18 protein-coding genes are annotated in these 21,414 nt (G+C 52.7%); 10 read left to right on the forward strand and 8 right to left on the reverse strand.

Annotated features, from left to right (window positions below; genetic code table 11):
* Window positions 1-128: 128 nt before the first annotated feature.
* From argR to yhcN (EDF78_RS14670), 3 genes are all read left to right on the forward strand, one after another.
* Complete coding sequence (gene argR / locus EDF78_RS14660; RefSeq protein WP_095923673.1) at window positions 129-599, forward strand: transcriptional regulator ArgR; 471 nt, start codon at window positions 129-131, stop codon at window positions 597-599.
* 441 nt (window positions 600-1,040) lie between these two features.
* Window positions 1,041-1,304: a peroxide/acid stress response protein YhcN gene (gene yhcN / locus EDF78_RS14665; protein ID WP_095923674.1), complete on the forward strand. Its 264-nt coding sequence runs from the start codon at window positions 1,041-1,043 to the stop codon at window positions 1,302-1,304.
* Window positions 1,305-1,505: 201 nt separating this feature from the next.
* Complete coding sequence (gene yhcN, locus EDF78_RS14670; RefSeq protein WP_095923675.1) at window positions 1,506-1,769, forward strand: peroxide/acid stress response protein YhcN; 264 nt, start codon at window positions 1,506-1,508, stop codon at window positions 1,767-1,769.
* A 307-nt stretch (window positions 1,770-2,076) separates the two neighbouring features.
* Here yhcN (EDF78_RS14670) and mpl read toward each other — a convergent pair whose 3' ends face one another.
* A complete protein-coding gene (gene mpl / locus EDF78_RS14675) occupies window positions 2,077-3,462 on the reverse strand; it encodes a UDP-N-acetylmuramate:L-alanyl-gamma-D-glutamyl-meso-diaminopimelate ligase (RefSeq protein ID WP_133823353.1) in 1,386 nt (461 codons plus the stop codon).
* A gap of 167 nt (window positions 3,463-3,629) precedes the next feature.
* On the opposite strand from mpl, the gene fbp reads away from it, so the two are divergent.
* Window positions 3,630-4,634 (forward strand): class 1 fructose-bisphosphatase, encoded by a 1,005-nt coding sequence (gene fbp, locus EDF78_RS14680; RefSeq protein ID WP_013573794.1) that lies wholly within the window; start codon window positions 3,630-3,632, stop codon window positions 4,632-4,634.
* A 63-nt stretch (window positions 4,635-4,697) separates the two neighbouring features.
* Here fbp and EDF78_RS14685 read toward each other — a convergent pair whose 3' ends face one another.
* Window positions 4,698-6,269: a methyl-accepting chemotaxis protein gene (locus EDF78_RS14685; protein WP_119823409.1), complete on the reverse strand. Its 1,572-nt coding sequence runs from the start codon at window positions 6,267-6,269 to the stop codon at window positions 4,698-4,700.
* A gap of 316 nt (window positions 6,270-6,585) precedes the next feature.
* On the opposite strand from EDF78_RS14685, the gene ppa reads away from it, so the two are divergent.
* The gene (gene ppa / locus EDF78_RS14690) at window positions 6,586-7,116 is read left to right on the forward strand and encodes an inorganic diphosphatase (RefSeq protein WP_095923678.1); all 531 of its coding nucleotides are present in this window, start codon (window positions 6,586-6,588) and stop codon (window positions 7,114-7,116) included.
* A gap of 101 nt (window positions 7,117-7,217) precedes the next feature.
* Here the strand turns inward: ppa and EDF78_RS14695 are convergent, their stop codons facing one another.
* From EDF78_RS14695 to EDF78_RS14705, 3 genes are read right to left on the reverse strand one after another with little or no spacing between them, the layout of a single operon-like run.
* Entirely contained in the window at window positions 7,218-7,571 is a 354-nt protein-coding gene (locus EDF78_RS14695; protein WP_095923679.1) for a gamma-glutamylcyclotransferase, read from the reverse strand.
* A gap of 31 nt (window positions 7,572-7,602) precedes the next feature.
* On the reverse strand, window positions 7,603-11,418 hold the full coding sequence (locus tag EDF78_RS14700) for a translocation/assembly module TamB domain-containing protein (RefSeq protein ID WP_133823354.1): 3,816 nt from the start codon (window positions 11,416-11,418) through the stop codon (window positions 7,603-7,605).
* Window positions 11,415-13,151, reverse strand: coding sequence for an autotransporter assembly complex family protein (locus EDF78_RS14705; protein ID WP_133823355.1), 1,737 nt, complete (start codon window positions 13,149-13,151; stop codon window positions 11,415-11,417). The genes EDF78_RS14700 and EDF78_RS14705 overlap by 4 nt, the downstream gene beginning before the upstream one ends.
* A gap of 272 nt (window positions 13,152-13,423) precedes the next feature.
* On the opposite strand from EDF78_RS14705, the gene msrA reads away from it, so the two are divergent.
* Window positions 13,424-14,059: a peptide-methionine (S)-S-oxide reductase MsrA gene (gene msrA, locus EDF78_RS14710; RefSeq protein WP_119823472.1), complete on the forward strand. Its 636-nt coding sequence runs from the start codon at window positions 13,424-13,426 to the stop codon at window positions 14,057-14,059.
* A gap of 230 nt (window positions 14,060-14,289) precedes the next feature.
* On the forward strand, window positions 14,290-15,639 hold the full coding sequence (locus tag EDF78_RS14715) for a hemolysin family protein (RefSeq protein WP_095923682.1): 1,350 nt from the start codon (window positions 14,290-14,292) through the stop codon (window positions 15,637-15,639).
* A gap of 111 nt (window positions 15,640-15,750) precedes the next feature.
* Here EDF78_RS14715 and EDF78_RS14720 read toward each other — a convergent pair whose 3' ends face one another.
* Window positions 15,751-15,957: a DUF1107 domain-containing protein gene (locus EDF78_RS14720; RefSeq protein WP_013573785.1), complete on the reverse strand. Its 207-nt coding sequence runs from the start codon at window positions 15,955-15,957 to the stop codon at window positions 15,751-15,753.
* 308 nt (window positions 15,958-16,265) lie between these two features.
* Between EDF78_RS14720 and EDF78_RS14725 the strand changes: the two genes are divergently transcribed.
* The gene (locus EDF78_RS14725) at window positions 16,266-16,823 is read left to right on the forward strand and encodes a YtfJ family protein (protein ID WP_133823356.1); all 558 of its coding nucleotides are present in this window, start codon (window positions 16,266-16,268) and stop codon (window positions 16,821-16,823) included.
* A gap of 36 nt (window positions 16,824-16,859) precedes the next feature.
* Here the strand turns inward: EDF78_RS14725 and cysQ are convergent, their stop codons facing one another.
* Window positions 16,860-17,606 (reverse strand): 3'(2'),5'-bisphosphate nucleotidase CysQ, encoded by a 747-nt coding sequence (gene cysQ, locus EDF78_RS14730; protein WP_095923684.1) that lies wholly within the window; start codon window positions 17,604-17,606, stop codon window positions 16,860-16,862.
* A gap of 199 nt (window positions 17,607-17,805) precedes the next feature.
* On the opposite strand from cysQ, the gene EDF78_RS14735 reads away from it, so the two are divergent.
* Window positions 17,806-19,755, forward strand: a complete 1,950-nt coding sequence (locus tag EDF78_RS14735; RefSeq protein WP_133823357.1) for a bifunctional 2',3'-cyclic-nucleotide 2'-phosphodiesterase/3'-nucleotidase — start codon at window positions 17,806-17,808, stop codon at window positions 19,753-19,755.
* Window positions 19,756-19,820: 65 nt separating this feature from the next.
* Here EDF78_RS14735 and fklB read toward each other — a convergent pair whose 3' ends face one another.
* Window positions 19,821-20,441, reverse strand: coding sequence for an FKBP-type peptidyl-prolyl cis-trans isomerase (gene fklB, locus EDF78_RS14740; RefSeq protein WP_095923686.1), 621 nt, complete (start codon window positions 20,439-20,441; stop codon window positions 19,821-19,823).
* 254 nt (window positions 20,442-20,695) lie between these two features.
* Between fklB and EDF78_RS14745 the strand changes: the two genes are divergently transcribed.
* Window positions 20,696-21,406, forward strand: a complete 711-nt coding sequence (locus EDF78_RS14745; RefSeq protein WP_095923687.1) for a LysM-like peptidoglycan-binding domain-containing protein — start codon at window positions 20,696-20,698, stop codon at window positions 21,404-21,406.
* The last annotated feature ends 8 nt before the right edge of the window (window positions 21,407-21,414 follow it).

Below are 21,414 nucleotides of genomic sequence, written 5' to 3' on the forward strand. Positions count from 1 at the left end.
TGTAAAGCATGACGCTGACATTCCTTGCTGGATGCAGAATTCGCGATCTGCGTCGTTGACCCGTGTTGCATAAAAATGCAATTATCTGCATAATCAACCCAACAACGATACAGAGACCAGGGTGCAAAATGCGTAATCCTGCTAAACAGGAAGATTTGATCAAAGCCTTCAAGGCGCTTTTGAAGGAAGAGAAATTCAGTTCTCAGGGCGAAATTGTGGTCGCACTTCAGGATGACGGTTTCGAAAATATCAATCAGTCAAAAGTCTCACGGATGCTGACCAAGTTCGGTGCCGTAAGAACCCGTAATGCCAAAATGGAAATGGTGTACTGTCTGCCGGCTGAAATTGGTGTGCCGACAACAACCAGTCCGCTGAAAAATCTGGTCCTGGATATTGATTATAACGACGCCGTTGTGGTGATCAGAACCAGTCCGGGTGCCGCACAGCTGATCGCGCGTTTGCTCGATTCTTTGGGGAAATCCGAAGGGATCCTCGGCACCATCGCCGGTGACGATACGATCTTCACCACGCCTGCACGCGGCTTTAGCGTCAAACAACTCCATGATGCGATCCTGAGTTTGTTTGAGCAGGAACTGTAATCTCAGTTATTTTGCCCGTCCTCACGCTTTCATTCTGTGCCTGAGGTCAGAAGAATCACGTTTCTGGCCTCATTCCTCTTCCGCCCTTCCCTTCTTTTATGTCCCTCAATGCCGTCAGACACGTCAGATCCACTGTTAACGATCTTCACAACACGCACATTCCCGTCACATAAATATTTCAACGATGTGATTCACTGCAAAAATGAGCACAAATAGTCAAATTCACTCAATCTATTGATTTTACGAAAAATTAACACAAAAAGAACACTTAATAGCCATTCTTTATTCCTTTTAGTTATTAAAAATACAAATAGGACACAGATAACCACCCAAATAACTATTAGCAAACTATTAATATTTAGAGTGACTAGATGTATACTCATTTCCGTGGTGTGAAGCACCGGACATTACCAACATAATAAAATCGACGAGGTCAAAATCATGAACGTTAAAACTACAATCGCAACATTAAGCATTCTCTCTGCACTGTCATTTGGCGCTTTTGCAGCACAACCTGTTAGTCAGGAACAAGCAGCAAATATGCAACCACGCGGTATGATCAGCGTCAGCGGCGTTGCCGGTGCCCCTTCTGATATCCGTCAGGCACTGTCTGATAAAGCCGATGCACAGGGTGCCAAAGCCTTCCGCGTGATCGAAGTACGTGAAGAAGGTAACTACCACGCTACTGCGGAAATTTACCAATAAGTCTCAGGTAAACGAAGCGAAGGGCCTGAATGACTCGGGCCCGCGCATTGCGCAATAAGACGGATTTGTCGCTGCCTCATCACGTTCCCGCCCGCTTTACGCGCGCCTGAACCCCGATATCACAGTCCTGATGAATCCAAATCTCAACCGACGTTGCTCTCTGAAAAAATGCACCAACGTCTGCGAATTCAGGAAATTATCATGAAAATCATTACAACTATTGCTGCCCTTAGCCTGCTGTCTGCTGTGTCTTTTGGCGCCTCAGCGGCCAACCTGATCACTAATCAACAGGCAGAAAACCTGCAACCAATGGGCGTGATCAGCGTCAGCGGTGTTGACGGTGCGCCAACCGATATCCGCCAGCAACTGTCTGATAAAGCCGATGCTAAAGGTGCAAAATCATTCCGCGTGATCGAGGCCCATAACGACGGTGCCTATCACGCAACCGCAGAAATCTATCAGTAAGATTTCCGGGGAGTCCCGTAACCGGGCCACTGTTTGAGTATTCATTGAATTAGCGTTACCGGGTTTCAACAGCCACTGATTGAAGAAACGAAACAGCGAAAATAAATGGCGCTGTTGAGGCTGGAAAGAGAGCAGACACTGCCACTGCCGTACTCTCTTGCTAACGATACCCTCGTCGTCCTGTCCGACGACACCCTTTGGCCCTCAATTTTTGAGGGCTTTTTTTTGCGTGAGATTTCACCCATCCCGCCAGAAACGCAAAAAAAAGCACAGCCTGCGCTGTGCTTCTCATTCATGGCATGCTGTTTTAAATCTGTTGTGCCGCGTCGGCTTTCGCTGCCAGTGCCGCCAGCAGTTTTCCATGAATACCGCCGAAGCCACCATTGCTCATCACCAGAATATGGTCGCCCGGCAGGGACGCTTTAATCACCATATCCACCAGTGAATCGACGTCTGCACTCCAGTGTGCGGGCTGGATGCAGTGTTCCGCCACTTCCGCCACCTGCCACGGAATGTGTTGCGGCTGTAACAGGAAGACTTCATCGGCGCGCCCCAGCGAAGGCGCCAGTTCATTTTTGCTCATGCCCATTTTCATGGTATTGGAGCGCGGTTCGAGCACGGCCAGAATACGTGCGGTGCCGCCGACTTTGCTGCGTAAGGCTGAAAGCGTCGCCAGAATCGCCGTCGGGTGATGGGCAAAATCGTCATAGACGCTGACATCATTTTCCACGCCGCGCAGTTCGAGACGGCGACGGGCATTGATGAAATCACCCAGCGCTTTGCAGGCATCTTCCGGCTTCACGCCGACATGACGTGCCGCGGCAATCGCCATCAGCCCGTTATGCATGTTGTGTTCGCCGACCAGATTCCAGTTCACCTGCCCGACAACTTCACCGTGCAGATAAACCTCGAACGAGCTGGCGTCCGGCGTCAGTTTCTTCGCATCCCACGCACAATTTTCCGCCTCACCCGCAAATTCCTGCTCGCTCCAGCATCCCATTGCCATCACTTGTTTCAGTGGCGTGTCATGCTCAGGCAGAATGATCTTGCCTTTACCCGGCACCAGACGCACCAGATGGTGGAACTGTTTCTGGATCGCTTTCAGATCATCAAAGATATCCGCGTGATCAAACTCAAGGTTATTGAGGATCAGGGTGCGCGGGCTGTAATGAACGAATTTGGATCGCTTATCAAAGAAGGCACAGTCGTACTCATCGGCTTCCAGCACCATAAACGGGCTGTTACCCAGACGCGCAGAAACCTCGAAATTGCCCGGCACGCCGCCAATGACGTAACCCGGTTCATAACCACAGGCTTCGAGGATCCACGTCACCATGCCGGCGGTGGTGGTTTTACCGTGCGTACCCGCAACGGCGATCACCCAGCGCTCTGGCAGAACATGATCATGCAGCCACTGCGGGCCGGAGACATAAGGGATCCCCTGTTCCAGCACGGCCTCGACGCAAGGATTACCGCGCGTCATCGCGTTACCGATGATCACCAGATCGGGCTGAGGATCTAATTGGGCAGGATCGTAACCCTGGATCAGGTCGATCCCCTGATTTTCCAGCAGCGTACTCATCGGTGGATAAACGTTGTCGTCCGAACCGGTTACCTGATGCCCTTGTGCACGTGCCAGCATCGCCAGCCCGCCCATAAACGTGCCGCAAATCCCAAGAATATGAATGCGCATATATTTTCCATTAATGCCTGTAAGTCAGCCGCTATTCTACCGCTCAGAATCCTCCAGAAGAAATGGATTTGCCTATGATTCGTCCATATATTTGGGCTAAACTGCTCACGCTCTTGTGAAATTTTTATTAACGTACCGTTATCTATCCTCGATTCAGGGAAAGTGTCATGAAAACGTTAGGCGAATTTATTGTTGAGAAGCAGCAAGATTTTCCACATGCAACCGGTGAACTGACAGCGTTGCTTTCAGCAATAAAACTCGGCGCTAAAATCATTCACCGCGACATCAACAAAGCGGGTCTGGTCGATATTCTGGGCACCAGTGGCGCAGAAAATGTGCAGGGTGAAGTGCAGATGAAACTCGATCTGTACGCGAATGAAAAACTAAAAGCCGCCATGAAGGCGCGTGGGGAAATTGCCGGTATCGCGTCAGAAGAAGAAGATGAGATTGTCATTTTCGAAGGTGAACGTGCGGAAAATGCAAAATACGTGATTTTGATGGATCCGCTGGATGGCTCCTCAAACATCGACGTTAACGTCTCCGTCGGAACAATTTTCTCGATTTACCGCCGTACCACGCCGCTGGGCCAGCCGGTCACTGAAGCAGACTTCCTGCAACCGGGGAACCGCCAGGTAGCTGCAGGTTATGTGGTGTACGGTTCGTCGACCATGCTGGTTTACACCACCGGTGCTGGCGTTCATGCCTTTACCTACGATCCTTCCCTTGGCGTCTTCTGCCTTTCTCACGAAAAAGTCTGCTTCCCTAAAAAGGGCAACATGTACTCGATCAACGAAGGCAACTACATCAAATTCCCGCTGGGCGTAAAAAAATACATTAAGTATTGCCAGGAGCAGGATGAAGCCACGCAACGTCCTTACACTTCCCGTTACATCGGTTCACTGGTGGCAGATTTCCACCGTAACCTGCTGAAAGGCGGCATTTATATCTATCCAAGCACCGCCAGTCATCCGAACGGTAAACTGCGTCTGCTGTATGAATGCAACCCGATGGCGTTCCTCGCCGAGCAGGCTGGCGGTAAAGCCAGCGACGGGAAAAACCGTATTCTGGACATCATTCCGCAGAAACTGCATGAACGTGCGCCATTCTTTGTGGGCAACAGTTCAATGGTTGAAGATGCAGAACGCTTTATTGCTCAGTTCCCTGACGAGTAAATAAATGAAAAAGGTGGCTTTCTGAGCCACCTTTTTCATATTTTACAGCTCAGACAGACCTTTTCAGAACGAGTCAGCGCGGTTGAGTTTAAACACCGCCATACTTTCCGCCAGCAGTTGCGCCTGCTCTTCCAGCGAACGCGTGGCCGCCGTTGCCTGTTCAACCAGTGCGGCATTTTGCTGCGCCACCTGATCCATCTGCGTAATGGCCACATTGACCTGTTCGATACCGTGCGTCTGCTCGGTCGTCGCGATGGAAATCTCGCGCATCAGGCTGGTCACGCGCGTCACTTCGCCGGAGATCTCCAGCATGGTGTCCGCCGCCGATTTCACCATATCCGAACCTTCGGACACGCGGGCTTCTGAATCGACGATCAGTTCTTTAATTTCTTTGGCTGATTGTGCACTGCGTTGCGCCAGACTGCGCACTTCGCCCGCGACCACCGCAAAACCACGTCCCTGCTCACCGGCACGCGCTGCTTCGACCGCCGCATTCAGCGCCAGAATATTGGTCTGGAAAGCGATGCCATCGATAACGGTAATAATGTCACCAATGCGTTTCGAGCTGTCCGTAATACCCTGCATTTTATCCATGACCCGATGCACCACTTCGCTGCCCTTGTCAGCAATCACTGACACGCTTTGCGCCAGCTGATTGGCCTGTTCGGAGTTTGCCGCATTCATGCGAACGGTGGACGTCAGTTGCTCCATACTCGCGGCAGTTTCTTCCAGCGACGCGGCGGATTCTTCCGTCCGTTGCGCCAGATGCACGTTACCGGCGGCCAGTTCGCGGGAACCGACATCAATCTGGTTGCCTGCATCACGCACACGACCCACAGACAGCGCCAGCGAATCCTGCATTTGCTTCATTGCTTTCAGCAGACGCCCCATTTCGTTATTGCGGGAATCGTCGATGTCATGCGTCAGATCGCCTTTGGCGATATATTCCAGCTGCGCAATGGAGAAGGTCAGCGGATGCATAATGATTTTCTGCAAGGCGAACCAGGCCAGTACGGCAATAATCAGCGCGATGAGGAAACCCACGGCAATCACGGTCAGCTGGATACGTGCATTGGCGCGCGCCTGATCGATGCGCTTATTGGTGTTATCGACCGCATAGGCACGGAAATCCGCCAGTGCTTTGTCGTAAGCGTTGCTGTAAGGCGTGATTTTGTTTTCCAGCACATCGTAATAATTGTCTGCACTTTGTGCCTGAAGGGCAGCAAGCAACGGCATCAGGCCATTGGTTTTATAGGCATCGTAAGTTTTCTTCACCGCGTCGGACAAATCCCTGCCCTGCTGTGTGTCGTCCTTGATGCTGATGAATTTCGCCAGATCGGCATCGGCCTGTTTGATGTAACCGGCGATACGGTCAGAAGTATTTTTGGCATCGTCCATCATGCCGATTTCCAGCTGACGCACAGCGACACCGCTGGCGACGCGCGTACGCAGCGAGAAACTGTAGCTGTCGGCCAGCGACCCCAGCTCATCGCCCTGAAGCTGGTTAATCTGTTGCAGGGACGTCGCACCTTGCCGGATGGCATTGGCGCCAAGCACGCTAACCAGCAAGAGAATCAACGTCATAAATACCAGCAGGCCAATCAGACCGGCTTTTACGCTCAACTTATTCAACATACGGTGTTATCCAGCCATTCAGGTGAAAAGGAGATACTTCGGGTGGGTAGGGATCAGGTTTATCCTGATTTTTTGTTTGAATACTGTTATCGGCAAAAGACGGAATATCTTGATAAGAAAAGCAAAAACAGGCAGTTACGCGGAAAAGTCAGGAGTAAGTAAATTTTACTGCCAGCAGGGAAGACTTTGCGCCGGTGCAACAGCATGTCGTACCGGAAAATGCCCGGTCAGGATCCGACGAAAAGGGCGGGAAATCGCGGGAGAGTTGGCTATAATGTCCGACACTCTATTCCTGGTTCAATGAAGGAAACCAACAATGAGCTTACTGAACGTGCCGGCGGGCAAAGAACTGCCAGAAGATATCTATGTCGTTATCGAAATCCCTGCAAACGCAGATCCAATCAAGTACGAAGTGGATAAAGATACCGGCGCACTGTTTGTAGACCGTTTCATGTCTACTGCAATGTTCTATCCGTGTAACTACGGTTACATCAACCACACGCTGTCTCTGGATGGCGACCCGGTTGACGTTCTGGTGCCAACACCGTACCCGCTGCAAGCCGGTTCTGTGATCCGCTGCCGCCCTGTCGGTATGCTGAAAATGACCGACGAAGCCGGTGAAGATGCCAAACTGGTTGCGGTTCCGCACACCAAACTGAGCAAAGAATACGATCACATCAAAGATGTGAACGACCTGCCAGAACTGCTGCGCGGCCAGATCACTCACTTCTTCGAGCAATACAAAGCGCTGGAAAAAGGCAAATGGGTAAAAGTTGACGGTTGGGCTGATGCTGCTGCAGCTAAAGCTGAAATCGTGACCTCTTTCGAACGTGCTAAAAACAAATAAGTTTTCTGCCGTTTGAATAAAAAAAACACCGCCAGATGGCGGTGTTTTTTTATGTATAACGCGTTGTCAGACAACGATTTTTAGAGACGACCTTGCTCAGACTACTCGCTTACTGCTTCGTTACGCTTAACCCAGTCTCCACCCTCAATTCTCGGCACACCATCCAGTGAGCGAATGTAGAGGTAGATCCAGGCGCTGCCATAAGGTGTCGAAATCAGCTCACGACGGTAATCCTTGGTGTTACTTTTAAGCTCATCCAACTCCGCCAGTATTGACGAAGTAATGCGGTAAACTTCGCAATAGACTTTGCCTTCCCCTGGAATAACAGCAGGATAGTGGCCCAGATTATACAGGGCATACCCTTCCAGCTCATGGTCACCCAACCATTGAGCATTCGTCATCCAATGACTGTTGCCTTGCTTGCGTCGTAAGCTACCGTAAACAATTATTCGCATGTTTATATTCGTATAGTAAAAGTCACATGAATTAAAACTCAAACTGATAGAGCAAATCCAATGCCTGATCGATGCCCGATACCGCCTGCAGGTAAAGCTTGGGCATTAACCGATAGCGCAGGGTGAGCGTTGCCAGTGAGTCGAATATCCCGACACCATATTTCACCTGTAAACCCGGCAAGACATAGCCACTGACCACGACCTGAGAGCTGTCTCCCACACCCTGAGTATCCAGCGCCAGATTACTGACACCGAATGCCTCGCCGATTTTACCCACAAGTTTACCACTTTGCGCAACCCCTAACCCGATAAGAGCTGAGGTCATCGCGCCGCTGTCACCGCCGGAATTGTCCAGTCCCTGCCCGCGAAGCAGGTAGGACAAGGCTTCCTGCTGCGACATCGCCGGATCCGAGAATATTTCAAGTTTAGGCGCATCTGCCTCACCTGTAACTCTCAGACCCGCAATCACATCATTTTCTGTCGCTTCCGGGTTACGGATCGCTTCCAGATTCAGCAACGGCTGGTCCGCCGGGCCGGAGAACAACAGCAGCCCTTTACGCACAATCAGATCCTGTCCGTAGGCATGGAAGCGTCCGGACGGAATATTAATTTGTCCGTTCAGCCCCAGACCGCGACTGTCCTGCGCCACTTTAAGTGCGCCTTCAAGACGCGCTTTCAGACCGAATGCATCGAGGCGAACATCTTTCCCAATGTTCACCATCAGGTTGCTGTTGATCGGAATCGAAGCCGAAGCCGGTGCGATCGGCTGACGCTGGTCGTTGAGCATCACTTCATCCGACGACACACCCACCGCGCTTTCCGGCAATTCCTGCACCGTAATGCGCGCCCACGGAATATCCACGGTACCGTTGAGCGAGAACAGTTGCGGCGTGGCATCAAACACTAAATCCGGTGACACGTCCAGACGCACCATCGGCGGCACCGAAACCCGGACCTTATTGCCCCTCGCCGCAATCCGCGCACGCCATGCGTTAATTTCGCTCCAGTCGGCGTTACCGTTCAGTTCCAGCTGACCCTGCGCGGTTTTGATCACCCCTTCCATGATCGACGACATGCCGTTGAAATTGATGCTGACATTGGCATCGGTGATATCAAACGGCATAAATTGCGCGTCGAAATCCACGCCGGTCAGCGCCAGTTTGCCGAACACCAGCGGTTTCTGCGCATTGCCGCCTACCCGCAGATTCGCGTTAAGAATGCCGGACGCTTTCTCGCCATCCATCAGCGCCGGTTGCAGCAAGGCCATGGAAATACGGGCAATATTCACGTTACCGCTGAGATTACGTTTTCCCTGCGGATCCGCGATTTGGATATTGCCGTCAAGCTGACCGTTGTCAGTGATCTTGATCAGCCAGTCGAGGCTGGCACGGCCATTGTTCAGACCGGCGTTCAGATTCAGCGTATCAAACGCCACCGGCAGCGGACTGCCCTGCACCAGTTGCTGCACTTTCACGCCCTTGCCCACCAGTGAAACGCTGGCCTGCGGCAAGCCGCCTTCCGCTTTCCAGCTCACATCGGCTTTCCCGCTGAACACGCCACTTAGTTGCGTATCATCGGTCAGGAAAGGTTTGATCATCGCCAGATCGAAGCGGTTAAGCACCACGCTCGCCTGCCCGCTGGCACCGGCATCAATGGTGCGCGGCACGCACAGATCTGCATTCGGGTTCTGCCAGCAATGCGGACCGACGGTGATCCGTTGCTCTTTATTGAAGTAATCCAGCGCGATCGTGCGGTTCAGACGCCATTGCCCGACCGGCGTATCGAACAGCGTATTGCTGATATTGCCTTTCCATTCTTCGGTCGCGCGGTCAAAACTGCCACTCAGCGCCAGACGGCCCGAAACCGGTTTGCCGTCCACTTTCAGCGTCAGTTCATGATGTTTCTCGTTACCTTTGGCCTCGAGATGAATATCAGTGATATCCAGCGCGTCCTGCCGGAGCTGCTGAACACGAACCATCAGGTTGCCCTGGATCTGATCCGTTGAACTGACGTCGCCTTTCACATCCACGCGACGCACCGTCAGCGCCTGCCATTTCAGGCCGGTGGCGGTCAGATCCGCCAGCAGTTTCGGCGCTTTCAGGTCACCGCGCAGTTGCAGCATCCCTTTTGCCACGCCACCCAGCCCCGGCAGGGCACCGTCGAGATGCGGGGCATCCACTTTGGCATCCAGATTCCAGGTATCGCTGAGCTGGCCTTTCACATCCAGATTATTGCGGCCCAGTTCCAGATGAAGTTGCGGAATATCCCACTGCCCGTAACTGTTTCCGCGCACGTTACCTTGGGCTTTGACGGCGTTTTGCTTCACGTTACCGGTCAGATCCAGCTCCGGGATCTGCATCTGCCATGTGCCGCCGTACAGGCTGCCGCGCGTGGTGATTTTGCCCTGCAACTTCGCAGGCCAGTCCGGATACTGTTTGGCGGTGTTAATGCCGGTCAGCTTCAGCTCGCTGTTCCAGCTGATGGCTTTACTCCAGTCCACCACGCCGGTCAGATCGGTATTGCCCTCCAGCGCCGCAAGACGCAGCAGCGTAAGCCTGAACTGCTCTACGTTGCCTTTACCGTCGAGCGTCAATGTCGCCGGCGGGATCTGATCGCCTTTGAATTCTGAACGCAGCGACAGCGCGTAATCTGTCGCTTTACCGCTGACATTAAATTTGAAGCCTTTGACCTGATATTGCGGCGTGCCGGTCAGCGGCCATTGCAGGGCATCGCTGCTGAGTTTCAGATTGAGTGGCAGTCCGGCCTCCGCCAGCCGGGTTTGCAGCGCCAGCTCAGCGCGGACCGGGCCGGAAATATTCAGGCCGACATCCAGCTTATCGCGCAGCCCGCCGGCAACCCGCAGTTTTATCTTTTCCCCTTTCAGCGGATCGATATTCACGGCGGTATTGATGGTCATATCCACCGGCCAGTTCTGATTCAGCGTCGCCTGCCCGATGCCGTCCACCGAGCCTTGCGGCGAGCGGACCATTAATTTATCCAGCTTCACCACCTGATTTTGCGTACTGGCTTTCAGCTCGAAACGGGTGATCAGTACATCAGTGTCACCGGTGAGCCGCAGGTTTTCCGCGAGGATTTGCTGAATATCGAGATCAACCGGCAGTCGGAAATCCGGTAAGTCAGGCAACAGCGGTTTGGCGAATAACTCCTGCAAGGTTTCGCCCAGCGGTTTTTCCGGCACCACCACCGGCGGTTCGGCCGGTTTGCCCGTGGCTTTCTCGACGGCTTTATCCTGCGCGGCCTGCACCACCTCCGGTAACGGGTTGACCGGCGTTTTCGGCAAGGCGATCAGCAATCCGCCAATACGCGTCGGCATCAGCTGGATCGCACGGCCTTCCCAGTGCGCGCCGGTACGGAATGACGCCAGAGAAATCGCGCGGTCATCGAGCGTAATATTGATATTGTCGAGCGTCAGCAAACGCAGGGTAATCGGATACGGCGTGCTGAGATTGGTCAGCGGCTCGCTGTTTTCAGGCTCCGGTTGCGCGGCGGCGGGCGTCATTTCTTTGGTGTTGACCACCACATTGACGTCTTTCACCCGCAACGCGTTAACGCACAGCGCGCTGTTTTTCAGGCATGAGAAATCGAGGGAAAGATGGAATTCCCCGGCCTTCACGTCCACACCCGGCATGTCGTAATGCACGCCCTTCAGCGTCAGGTCACGCCATCCGCCTTCAGTGCTGGCGATATTCAGACCCGGCACAAAACGGTTTGCGCCGTTGATCATCAGGTGCAGACCGGTTTGTGTGCCGATCAGAAAGGCCACCAGACTGATTAACAGCACCAGGAAGATCAGAAATCCCAGGCAGATCTTTTTAAATAAACTCATAATTCCGGACCTAAACCGATGTAAAACTGCAATCCATGCTCATCTTTGTCGCCGACAGGGGCGGCAACATCTAATTTCACCGGGCCGATCGGTGAAGCCCAGCGCACACCCACACCGGCGCCGGTTTTGAAATCATTTTGTGTAATGTCGTTCACCGCTTCGCCGGAATCGACGAACACGGCGCCCCACCACTTTCCGGTCACGTTGTACTGATATTCCACCGAACCGGTTCCCAGATAGGAGGCGCCGGTCAGCTTGCCTTCATCATCACGGGGAGAAATGGATTTGTATTTGTAGCCGCGAATACTGCGGTCGCCACCGGCGAAGAAACGCAGGGAAGGCGGAACCCGATCGAAATCATTGGTTTCAATCCAGCCGAGATTACCGCGAAACACAAAGCGGTGTTTATCCGCCAGCGTACGGATCCAGACGTTTTGCGCCTGCACCACGGCGAAATCGACGTCAGAACCCCAGGTGGTATTGGACACGTCGAGGGAATAGCGTTGGGAATCGCCCCACGTCGGCATCAGGCCGCCGCGCTGGCGCGTACGGTTAAGACTGACCCCCGGATAAATCAGCATGGTGGTGTTCGTCACGCTACCCTGCGTAAAGTGGTCGAGGCTCCAGCGCAGGTTGACGGCATGTTGCCAGCCGCTGGACAGATCCCAGTAACGCGCCAGATTGACCGTGGTGGAATCCGAATTGGTATCGTTGAGATCCTCACGTTTGAAGCCGCCCTGCACCAGATAATATTGCTCCAGCGGAGATTTCAGCAGCGGGATTTTATAACTGAGATCTAATGACTGCTCAGGGCCGGAAAGCGTGGTGGAGGTTTCGAAGCTATGGCCACGATCGTTCACCCACGGTTTTTTCCAGTTGGCCGTCACGCGCGGGCCAATGTCCGTGGAATAGCCGACACCGGTTTCGATGGTATTTTCGGTACGCGGCGACACCACCGCATTCAGCGGCAAGGTTTTGGTGGCTTTGGCATCAGTAAAATCTGGAGACACGACAACCGAGTTAAACCAGCCGGTGGCAGACAGACGGCGGTTAAGCTCAGCCAGTTGCGCGGAGGTGTAATAATCCCCCTGATGGAATGGCACCAGATTTTGCAGATACTCATCACGGATCTGTGATCCCTGATAATGCACGCTTCCGAAGCGGTAACGCTCACCGCTTTCGAACTGAATATCCCAGAACGCCTTGTGTTCGTCTTCGATGACGCCCAGCTGACTTTTGCGCATGTTGGCATCAAAGTAGCCTTTACGCAGCGCAATACCGGTCAGCGAGCTTTTGAAATTGTCGTAGGTTCCGTGGTTTAAAATGGTGCCGACCGCTGGCACATCCCGCTTTTTCAGCTGTTCGAATTCATTATCTTTATCAGCCTGCCCTTCAATCACCACATTCGTGCCGGCAATTTTCACCGGTGTGCCGGGGGTCACTTTGGCAATCAGCACCGGACGCCCGGGTGGCGGGGTTTCACGGTAGTCAAAATCGATGGTCGGCGAATAGTAGCCCAGTGGCCGCAGACCCTGTTCAATAGCGGCACTGACGCGGGCGCGGAACCGTCCGTTCGCCCCGACTTCGTCGCTTTGAATTGATGATAAACGAACGCGGACGTTCCTTTCCAAATCGCCATCCAGGCCTTCCAGCTGCAAACGCACCTTCGCTGCCATGGAAAGTGAGGGGGCCAGCAGTACAAATAACAAACCCAGTTCACGATATCGTGGCACACGCACTCCTGCTAAATTTTACTGTCCTGTTAAAATATCCGATGCTCGCCGGAGAATATCCGCTCGTCTTTGGCAGATTCATCTTTATAAAGTCTGATGAAAGCAGTTTAGTGCTAATCCCCTGAAAATGTTCAACGACGAAGCAACGTCCTTCGTATTGTGTGCAAAGACGCAATCAGATACAACTAACACTGACCTGTTGATGACGGTTATTCGTAAAGACCTTTTGTTACAAACCTTGTTTATTAAAGCAACAGCTGGAGTTTCCCGTGGTGCAACTTTCCGATAAAACGCAGTCTGTAAATCAGGCAGATGCGTTACCTGGCCGTACAACCCCTATGCCGGTGGCGACCCTTCATGCAGTGAATGAACACTCAATGACATATGTCCCTGACAATATGGATGTCGCGATTTTCGCGATGGGCTGCTTCTGGGGCGTCGAGCGCCTGTTCTGGCAGCAGGAAGGGGTGTACAGCACAGCAGCCGGTTACAGCGGCGGTTTCACACCGAACCCGACTTACCGCGAAGTGTGTACCGGCCAGACCGGCCATGCCGAAGTGGTGCGTGTGGTCTTTGACCCGACGGTCATCAGTTACGCCAAACTGTTGCAGATTTTCTGGGAAAACCACGATCCGGCACAGGGAATGCGTCAGGGCGGCGATATCGGCACGCAATACCGTTCCGCGCTGTATGTGCTGAGCGCAGAACAGCAGGATCAGGCGCTGGCCAGTCTGGCGAGTTTCCAGCAGGCGATGGACGAGGCGAACGATTCGCGCACCATCACCACCGAAATCACCGAAGCCCTGCCTTTCTATTATGCTGAAGACGAACATCAGCAATATCTGTTTAAAAACCCGGAAGGCTACTGCGGATTAGGCGGCATTGGCGTCTGTCTGCCGCCGCAATAATGCGGGATTTTTAAGCGCTGGCGGCAGTCTCAGTGCTGCTGCTATACTATGCGGGTCACAAATGTGGCCCTTTAAAACGATTTATGGCAATTATCTTTGTTTTTTCATCCTTAACGCTTTTTTCTTCTGAACCACTTTTTAATGTCTTTCTTAAAAAGAAGTTCTTTTAAGCAGCAAAAATAATGAGTGCCTTTCCCTGCCGGTTTAGCCCGGTGTTAAACGGATAGATTATGTTAAACAGTATTTTACTGATTCTCTTATTAATCGCGATCAGTGCCTTTTTCTCGCTGTCTGAGATATCGCTGGCCGCTTCCCGCAAGATAAAACTTAAACAGTTGGCAGACGAAGGAAACGTCAATGCCTCCCGCGTAATGAAATTACAGGAAACCCCTGGCCTGTTCTTTACCGTGGTACAGATTGGCCTGAATGCCGTGGCTATCCTCGGGGGTATCGTGGGCGATGCTGCATTCTCCCCGGCTTTCCAGTCATTCTTCATCCGCTTTATGTCCCCTGAACTGGCGGATCAAGTCAGCTTTATCTGTTCCTTCGTGCTGGTCACCAGCCTGTTCATCCTGTTTGCTGACCTGACACCGAAGCGCATCGGTATGATTTCACCTGAGTCGGTTGCCGTCCGTATAGTCAACCCGATGCGTTTCTGTCTGATGATTTGCCGCCCGATGGTGTGGTTTTTCAACGGCATGGCGAACATGATTTTCCGCATGTTCAAACTGCCGATGGTACGTAATGACGACATTACCTCCGACGATATTTATGCCGTGTTTGAAGCCGGCGCACTGGCGGGTGTTTTGCGTAAGCAGGAACATGAGCTGATTGAAAACGTGTTTGAGCTGGAATCCCGTACGGTTCCTTCTTCCATGACCTCGCGTGAAAGCGTGATTTTCTTTGACCTGCGCGAAAGTGAAGAAAGCATCAAAGAGAAAATCGCCACGCATCCGCACTCCAAATTCCTGGTCTGTGACGGTCATATCGATCAGGTGGTCGGTTACGTCGATTCCAAAGATTTACTGAACCGCGTGCTGGGTAATCAGAGCTTAATGCTGAGCAGCGGCGTACAAATCCGCAATGCGCTGATTGTGCCGGATACCCTGACGCTCTCGGAAGCGCTGGAAAGCTTCAAGGCGGCGGGCGAAGACTTTGCCGTTATCCTCAATGAATATGCACTGGTGGTCGGTATTATCACGCTCAATGACGTGATGACGACGCTGATGGGCGACCTGGTCGGTCAGGGTATGGAAGAACAGATTGTTGCCCGTGACGAGCATTCCTGGCTGATTGAAGGCGGTACGCCAATCGAAGACGTGATGCGCGTGCTGCATATCGAAGAATTCCCGCAGTCCGGCAACTATGAAACCATCGGCGGCTTCATGATGTTCATGCTGCGTAAAATCCCGAAACGCACCGATTTCGTTAAATTCTCCGGCTATAAATTCGAAGTGGTGGATATCGACAGCTACAAGATTGATCAGTTGCTGGTCACACGCATTGTCGATCAGCCGGTGGCGCCGCTGCTGCCAAAAACGCCGCAGGAACTTAAAGACGAGAAGAAAGCGCAGGCATAAGACGCTTTTTTCAGGCATCCGGCATCCGGACGCCAGAAACACGAACGGCTCCTTTCAGGGAGCCGTTTTTTTTGCGCACGCTGCAAAAGTGCAGCGACAACACGCGGGGACTTAGCCCATTTCCGCCTGCAAATGCGTAACCTGACGGTTAACTTCAGACATTACGCTAAAGTGGCGCTTATCACGAACCTTTGGCAACAGGATCTTGCCTTGGTCAAACTCAAAAGCGCCGACGTCTTTGATATACAAACGTCCACGAAACAGTGTCTTAACGTACTTTGCGACTTTCATCGGGTTGTAACGCTGGAAGATTCTCATTTTTCTATTGTTCTCCGTTAAATCACTGCATGTAACGGCCACGTCGCAAGGCGACAGATACCGGGACAGAAAAGTGTTTGCAGTGAAGAGACCTATAACATAGCAGGGCACTCAGGTATTGCCAGTGGATTTAACTGCTTTTACATTGCTTTTCAGTATTGTCTTAGACCCTGACATTCAAACACAGTATAACCCTGCTTTATGTGGCAATTTTGTAACAAGCAACACAATTTTAACATTCCAACAGGACAGACCACTTACGCCGTCCTATGATTGCCGTGACTGTTCTTTAGCGCCCCGGAGAATCTATGCTTTTAAGAAGTCTGTTTGTGATCACTTTTATGACATTTTCGCTATTTGCCTCAGCCCACAATTTTACCGTCGGCCAGCGTCTGGCCCCGGTCGGCGTGGATGACAAAGGCGAGCTGAATGATGTTAACGATACCTTCAGTTACAGCAAATGGAACAGCGCGAAACTGCCGGGAAAAGTGCGTATCGTGCAGCATATGGCAGGCAGAAGCAGCGCAAAGGCGTTGAACGAACCGCTGATCTCCGCCATCAGGGCGGCAAACCTGCCGCATGATCGTTATCAGACCACCACCATCGTTAATACTGACGATGCCATTATCGGCACCGGGATGTTTGTGCGTAAAAGCATCGAAAGCGGCAAACGGGAATTCCCGTGGTCACAGGTGATTGTCGACAGCAACGGCGTGGTGAAAAAAGCGTGGGAGCTGCAACCGGAAAGCTCGGCGGTGGTCGTGCTGGATAAAAACGGGGTGATTAAATTCGCCAAAGACGGGGAACTGACGCCGCAGGAAGTTCAGCAGGTGATTACGCTGGTAGATAAGCTGGTCAAAGAATAAAACGCGAAATCCCCGGTCGCAAAACCGGGGATGACATCAGAATAAAGAGACGCGGAAGCCCGGATTCAGAAACGATTCGCGCGGCGTATAGGTCAGCGTCTGACCTTTCCAGTCGTGCACTTGCGCACCGGCCGCCAGCGCGACCGCATGTCCGGCACCGGTATCCCAGATGTTGGTTGGCCCGAAGCGCGGATAAAGCTGCGCTGCGCCTTCTGCCACCAGACAGAATTTCAGCGAAGAACCGATCGCCACCGTCTGATGCTCGCCCAGTTGCGCCAGATAATCCTGCAATTCAGGATCATTGCTGAAATGCGAACGGCTGACCACCACCAGTGGCGGATGCGCTTCTTTCACTTCAATCTGCTGCCGCTCACCCTGCTCTTCTTTCCAGGCCTTGCCTTCTGCTGCGCTGTACATCACCTGCGTCACCGGCACGTATACCACGCCCAGCACCGGAACACCGTCTTCAATCAGCGCAATATTCACCGTGAATTCGCCGTTACGCTTGAGGAATTCTTTGGTGCCATCCAGCGGATCAACCAGCCAGTAGCGCGTCCAGTTCTGACGCTCGCTCCAGCTTTGCGGATCTTCTTCTGACAGCATCGGCGTGTGCGGATCCAGTTGTTTCAGACCGGCTTTAATCACATTGTGTGCCGCAATATCTGCCGCCGTGACCGGTGAGTCATCTTTTTTGTGGCGCGCGTCGAGCGGCTGTTCGCCGTCGTATACCGCCATGATCGCATCACCCGCATCGCGCGCTAACTGACAAATTTGCTCTAACATCTTTTACCTCAACGCTTTGATTCTCATTTCTCAAGCCTAGTTTTTTTTGCCGCGAATAGCCATCACGTAATGTGAACAGGTCATAAAGTTGTTACATCTCACATTTATCTATGACAACTGATTACATTCTCAGCAAATTTTGAGATATATATCCGGTTTTTCTTTTCCGGGCATCATCCCTTTCTCTGGAGGCAAGGCAATGAATAAGCGTCATCTGACGTTATCCCTGCTGGCGATCCTGACGGCAGCATCCGTTCAGGCATCACAGGTGGATCTGCGCATCATGGAAACCACGGATCTGCACAGCAACATGATGGACTTCGATTACTACAAAGATAAGCCGACCGATAAATTTGGCCTGGTGCGCACCGCCAGCCTGATCCACGCGGCACGTAGCGAAGTCACCAACTCAGTGTTAGTCGATAACGGCGACATTATTCAGGGCAGTCCGCTGGGCGATTACATGGCGGCAAAAGGCCTGAAACAGGGCGACGTCCATCCGGTGTATCTGGCGATGAACACGCTCAATTATGCGGTCGGCAATCTGGGCAACCACGAATTTAACTACGGTCTGGATTACCTGAAAAAGGCGCTGGCCGGGGCGAAATTCCCCTATGTGAATGCCAACGTCATTGATGATAAAACCGGTAAGCCGCTGTTCACGCCGTTCCTCATCACCGACAACGCAGTGAAAGACCGCGAAGGCAAAACCCATAATCTGCGCATCGGCTATATCGGTTTTGTGCCGCCGCAAATCATGGTCTGGGATAAGGCCAATCTGCAAGGCAAAGTCACCGTGGCGGATATCACCGAAACCGCCAAAAAGTGGATCCCGGAAATGCGTAAACAAGGTGCCGACATCATTGTCGCGATCCCGCACTCCGGCCTGTCAGGCGATCCGTACAAAACCATGGCAGAAAACTCGGTCTATTACCTGAGCCAGATAAAAGGCATCGACGCCATCATGTTCGGCCATGCGCACGCCGTTTTCCCGAGTGAAGAATTCGCCAGCATCAAAGGCGCGGACATCAAACAAGGTACGCTGAATGGCGTTCCTGCCGTGATGCCGGGCATGTGGGGCGATCATCTGGGCGTAGTCGATATGGTGCTCAATAACGACGGCGGCAACTGGAAAGTCGAAACAGCCAAAGCCGAGGCGCGGCCAATTTATGACAAAGAACAGAAGAAATCGCTGGCGGCGGAAGATCAGGATCTGGTGAAAGTGCTCGCCCCTTCCCATGACGCCACACGCGAATTTGTCAGCAAGCCGATCGGTAAATCCACCGACAATATGTACAGTTATCTGGCGCTGGTGCAGGACGACCCGACAGTGCAAATCGTCAATAATGCCCAGAAAGCCTATACCGAACATTTCATTCAGGGTGACCCGGATTTAGCCGATCTGCCGGTACTTTCTGCTGCCGCACCGTTTAAAGTCGGCGGGCGTAAAAACGATCCGGCCAGCTTCGTGGAAGTGGAAAAAGGCGAACTGACTTTCCGTAACGCGGCGGATTTGTATCTGTATCCGAACACGCTGGTGGTGATGAAAGTCACTGGTCAGGAAGTCAAAGACTGGCTGGAATGCTCCGCCGGACAGTTCAATCAGATCGACATTCACAGCAGCAAACCACAGTCACTGATTAACTGGGACGGTTTCCGCACCTATAATTTTGACGTCATCGATGGCGTGAAATATGAGATTGATGTCAGCCAGCCGGCGAAATTTGATGGCGAATGTGCGCTGATTAACAAAGATGCGGAACGCATTAAGCACCTCACTTACAACGGAAAACCGATCGACCTGAAAGCCACTTTCCTGGTCGCGACGAACAACTATCGCGCTTACGGCGGTAAATTCGCCGGTACCGGTGATAAGCATATCGCGTTCGCCTCGCCGGATGAAAACCGCTCGGTGGTTGCGGCGTATATCAGCGCCGAAACCAAAAAAGCGGGCGCAGTCACCCCGACGGCGGATAACAACTGGAAGCTGGCGAAGATCACCGCACCGCAACCCCTGGATATCCGTTTTGAAACCTCTCCCGGCGAAAAAGCAGCGGCCTTTATCCAGTCACACGCGCAATACCCGCTGACGGCCAAAGGCGCGGATGCCATCGGCTTTGAGATTTATCAGGTCGATTTACAAAAGTAAGCCTTTCTGCAGACGTAAAAAAAGGGCGCATATGCGCCCTTTTCATTTCTGTATTCTGAAAAGAGTTACAGAATTTCCAGCAGCTCAACTTCGAAGACCAGTGCGCTGTATGGAGGGATGGAAGCACCCGCGCCACGCTCGCCGTAAGCGAGGTTATGAGGGATGTACAGCTCCCACTTAGAACCGACTGGCATCAGGGTCAATGCTTCGATCCAGCCTGCAATCACGCCGTTCACCGGGAATTCAGCCGGCTCGCCACGTTGTACGGAGCTGTCGAACACGGTGCCGTCGATCAGTTTACCGGTGTAATGAACGCGTACGCGATCCTGACGGCCCGGGATGGTGCCTTCGCCCTGAGTGATAACAGAGAATTGCAGACCGGACTCGGTGCTGCTCACGCCTTCGCGCTGTGCATTTGCCGCCAGGAATTCCTGACCCTGAACTGCCAGTGCCTCCTGACGTTCACGACGAACAGCATCAGCACGTTCGTGGACTTCACGCAGTGCGCGGTGAACCACATCAACAGGAACGGCTGGTGTATTCCCTTCCAGCGCGTCACGTAAGCCTGCCAGCAGTGCGTCAGGCTCTAAGCCCTGCAAACCTGATTCCTGCAACTGTTGACCGACCTGCAGGCCGATACCGTAACTTGCCTGCGCTTCTACGCTGTCAAATGAAGGGGTAGTCATGAAATTTCCTTAGCTCTTAAAAATGTCGAACGCGCAGCATAGCAGCGCAAGCCTTTTGGGTAAAATCCTCTGTGAGGCAACATGACGGCAGGCGCAGTTCCTTTCCCTTTTCCGGAAATTTTTCGCATTTGACGCCACTCAGCACATCGTTTGGGTGATATTTGTGCTTTGTCCCTTTCCGCATCAAGCAGTTAAACAGCTATACTAGGCAGCAAAAGCAGTCGATATTACGACAGTGAACAAGAGAGGTCGTCATGGGCAGAATCCCGCCCAGGAGAAGGAAAGCCATCCGTATTTATCAACCCATGTTGAGATCCTGGATTGCCATTATGAAAAGGCCGATGCGAGACACGACAGCACCGCAAAGTGAAAGCGAAAGTGAAATCACTTCTGCGGAAACGGAAACCGGAACATCTGCTGCAACACGAGGCAAAACGCTGTTGAGCAAAATCTGGCATATGAGCGACGATTTCCACTGGATGTCGCCACTGCCGTATGCACATCGTCGCGGTATGATCCTGGCGGTGCTGGTCATCCTGCTGGCGTTACTGTGGCCGTACACGCCGGAAAACACCTATGCGCCGTCGCAACCGCAACAGCCGACCAGCATCCCGATGCAGGCCGATTTGCGTAACGATCAGGGGCGGACCACCCAAATGGCGCAACCGGAGCCGGTTCAGCCAGCCACTACGGATAACAGCGGCACATGGCGCAGTTATCAGGTGCAATCGGGTCAGACGCTGGCGCAGTTGTTCCGCGATAATAATATGGCGGTCAATGATGTGTTCTCGATGGCACGGGTGGAAGGCGACGACAAGCCGCTGAGTACTCTGAAGACCGGGCAGGAAGTGAAGATTCAACGCGATGCGCAGGGTGTGGTCACGGCCCTGCAAGTGACGACGGATCAGAATGTTACGGTGACATTTACCCGTCAGCCGGACGGCAGTTTCCAGCGCAGTAACTGATCCCGATT

It is taken from the genome of Rahnella sp. BIGb0236 (assembly GCF_004364755.1).
Taxonomy (GTDB): Bacteria; Pseudomonadota; Gammaproteobacteria; order Enterobacterales; family Enterobacteriaceae; genus Rahnella; species Rahnella victoriana.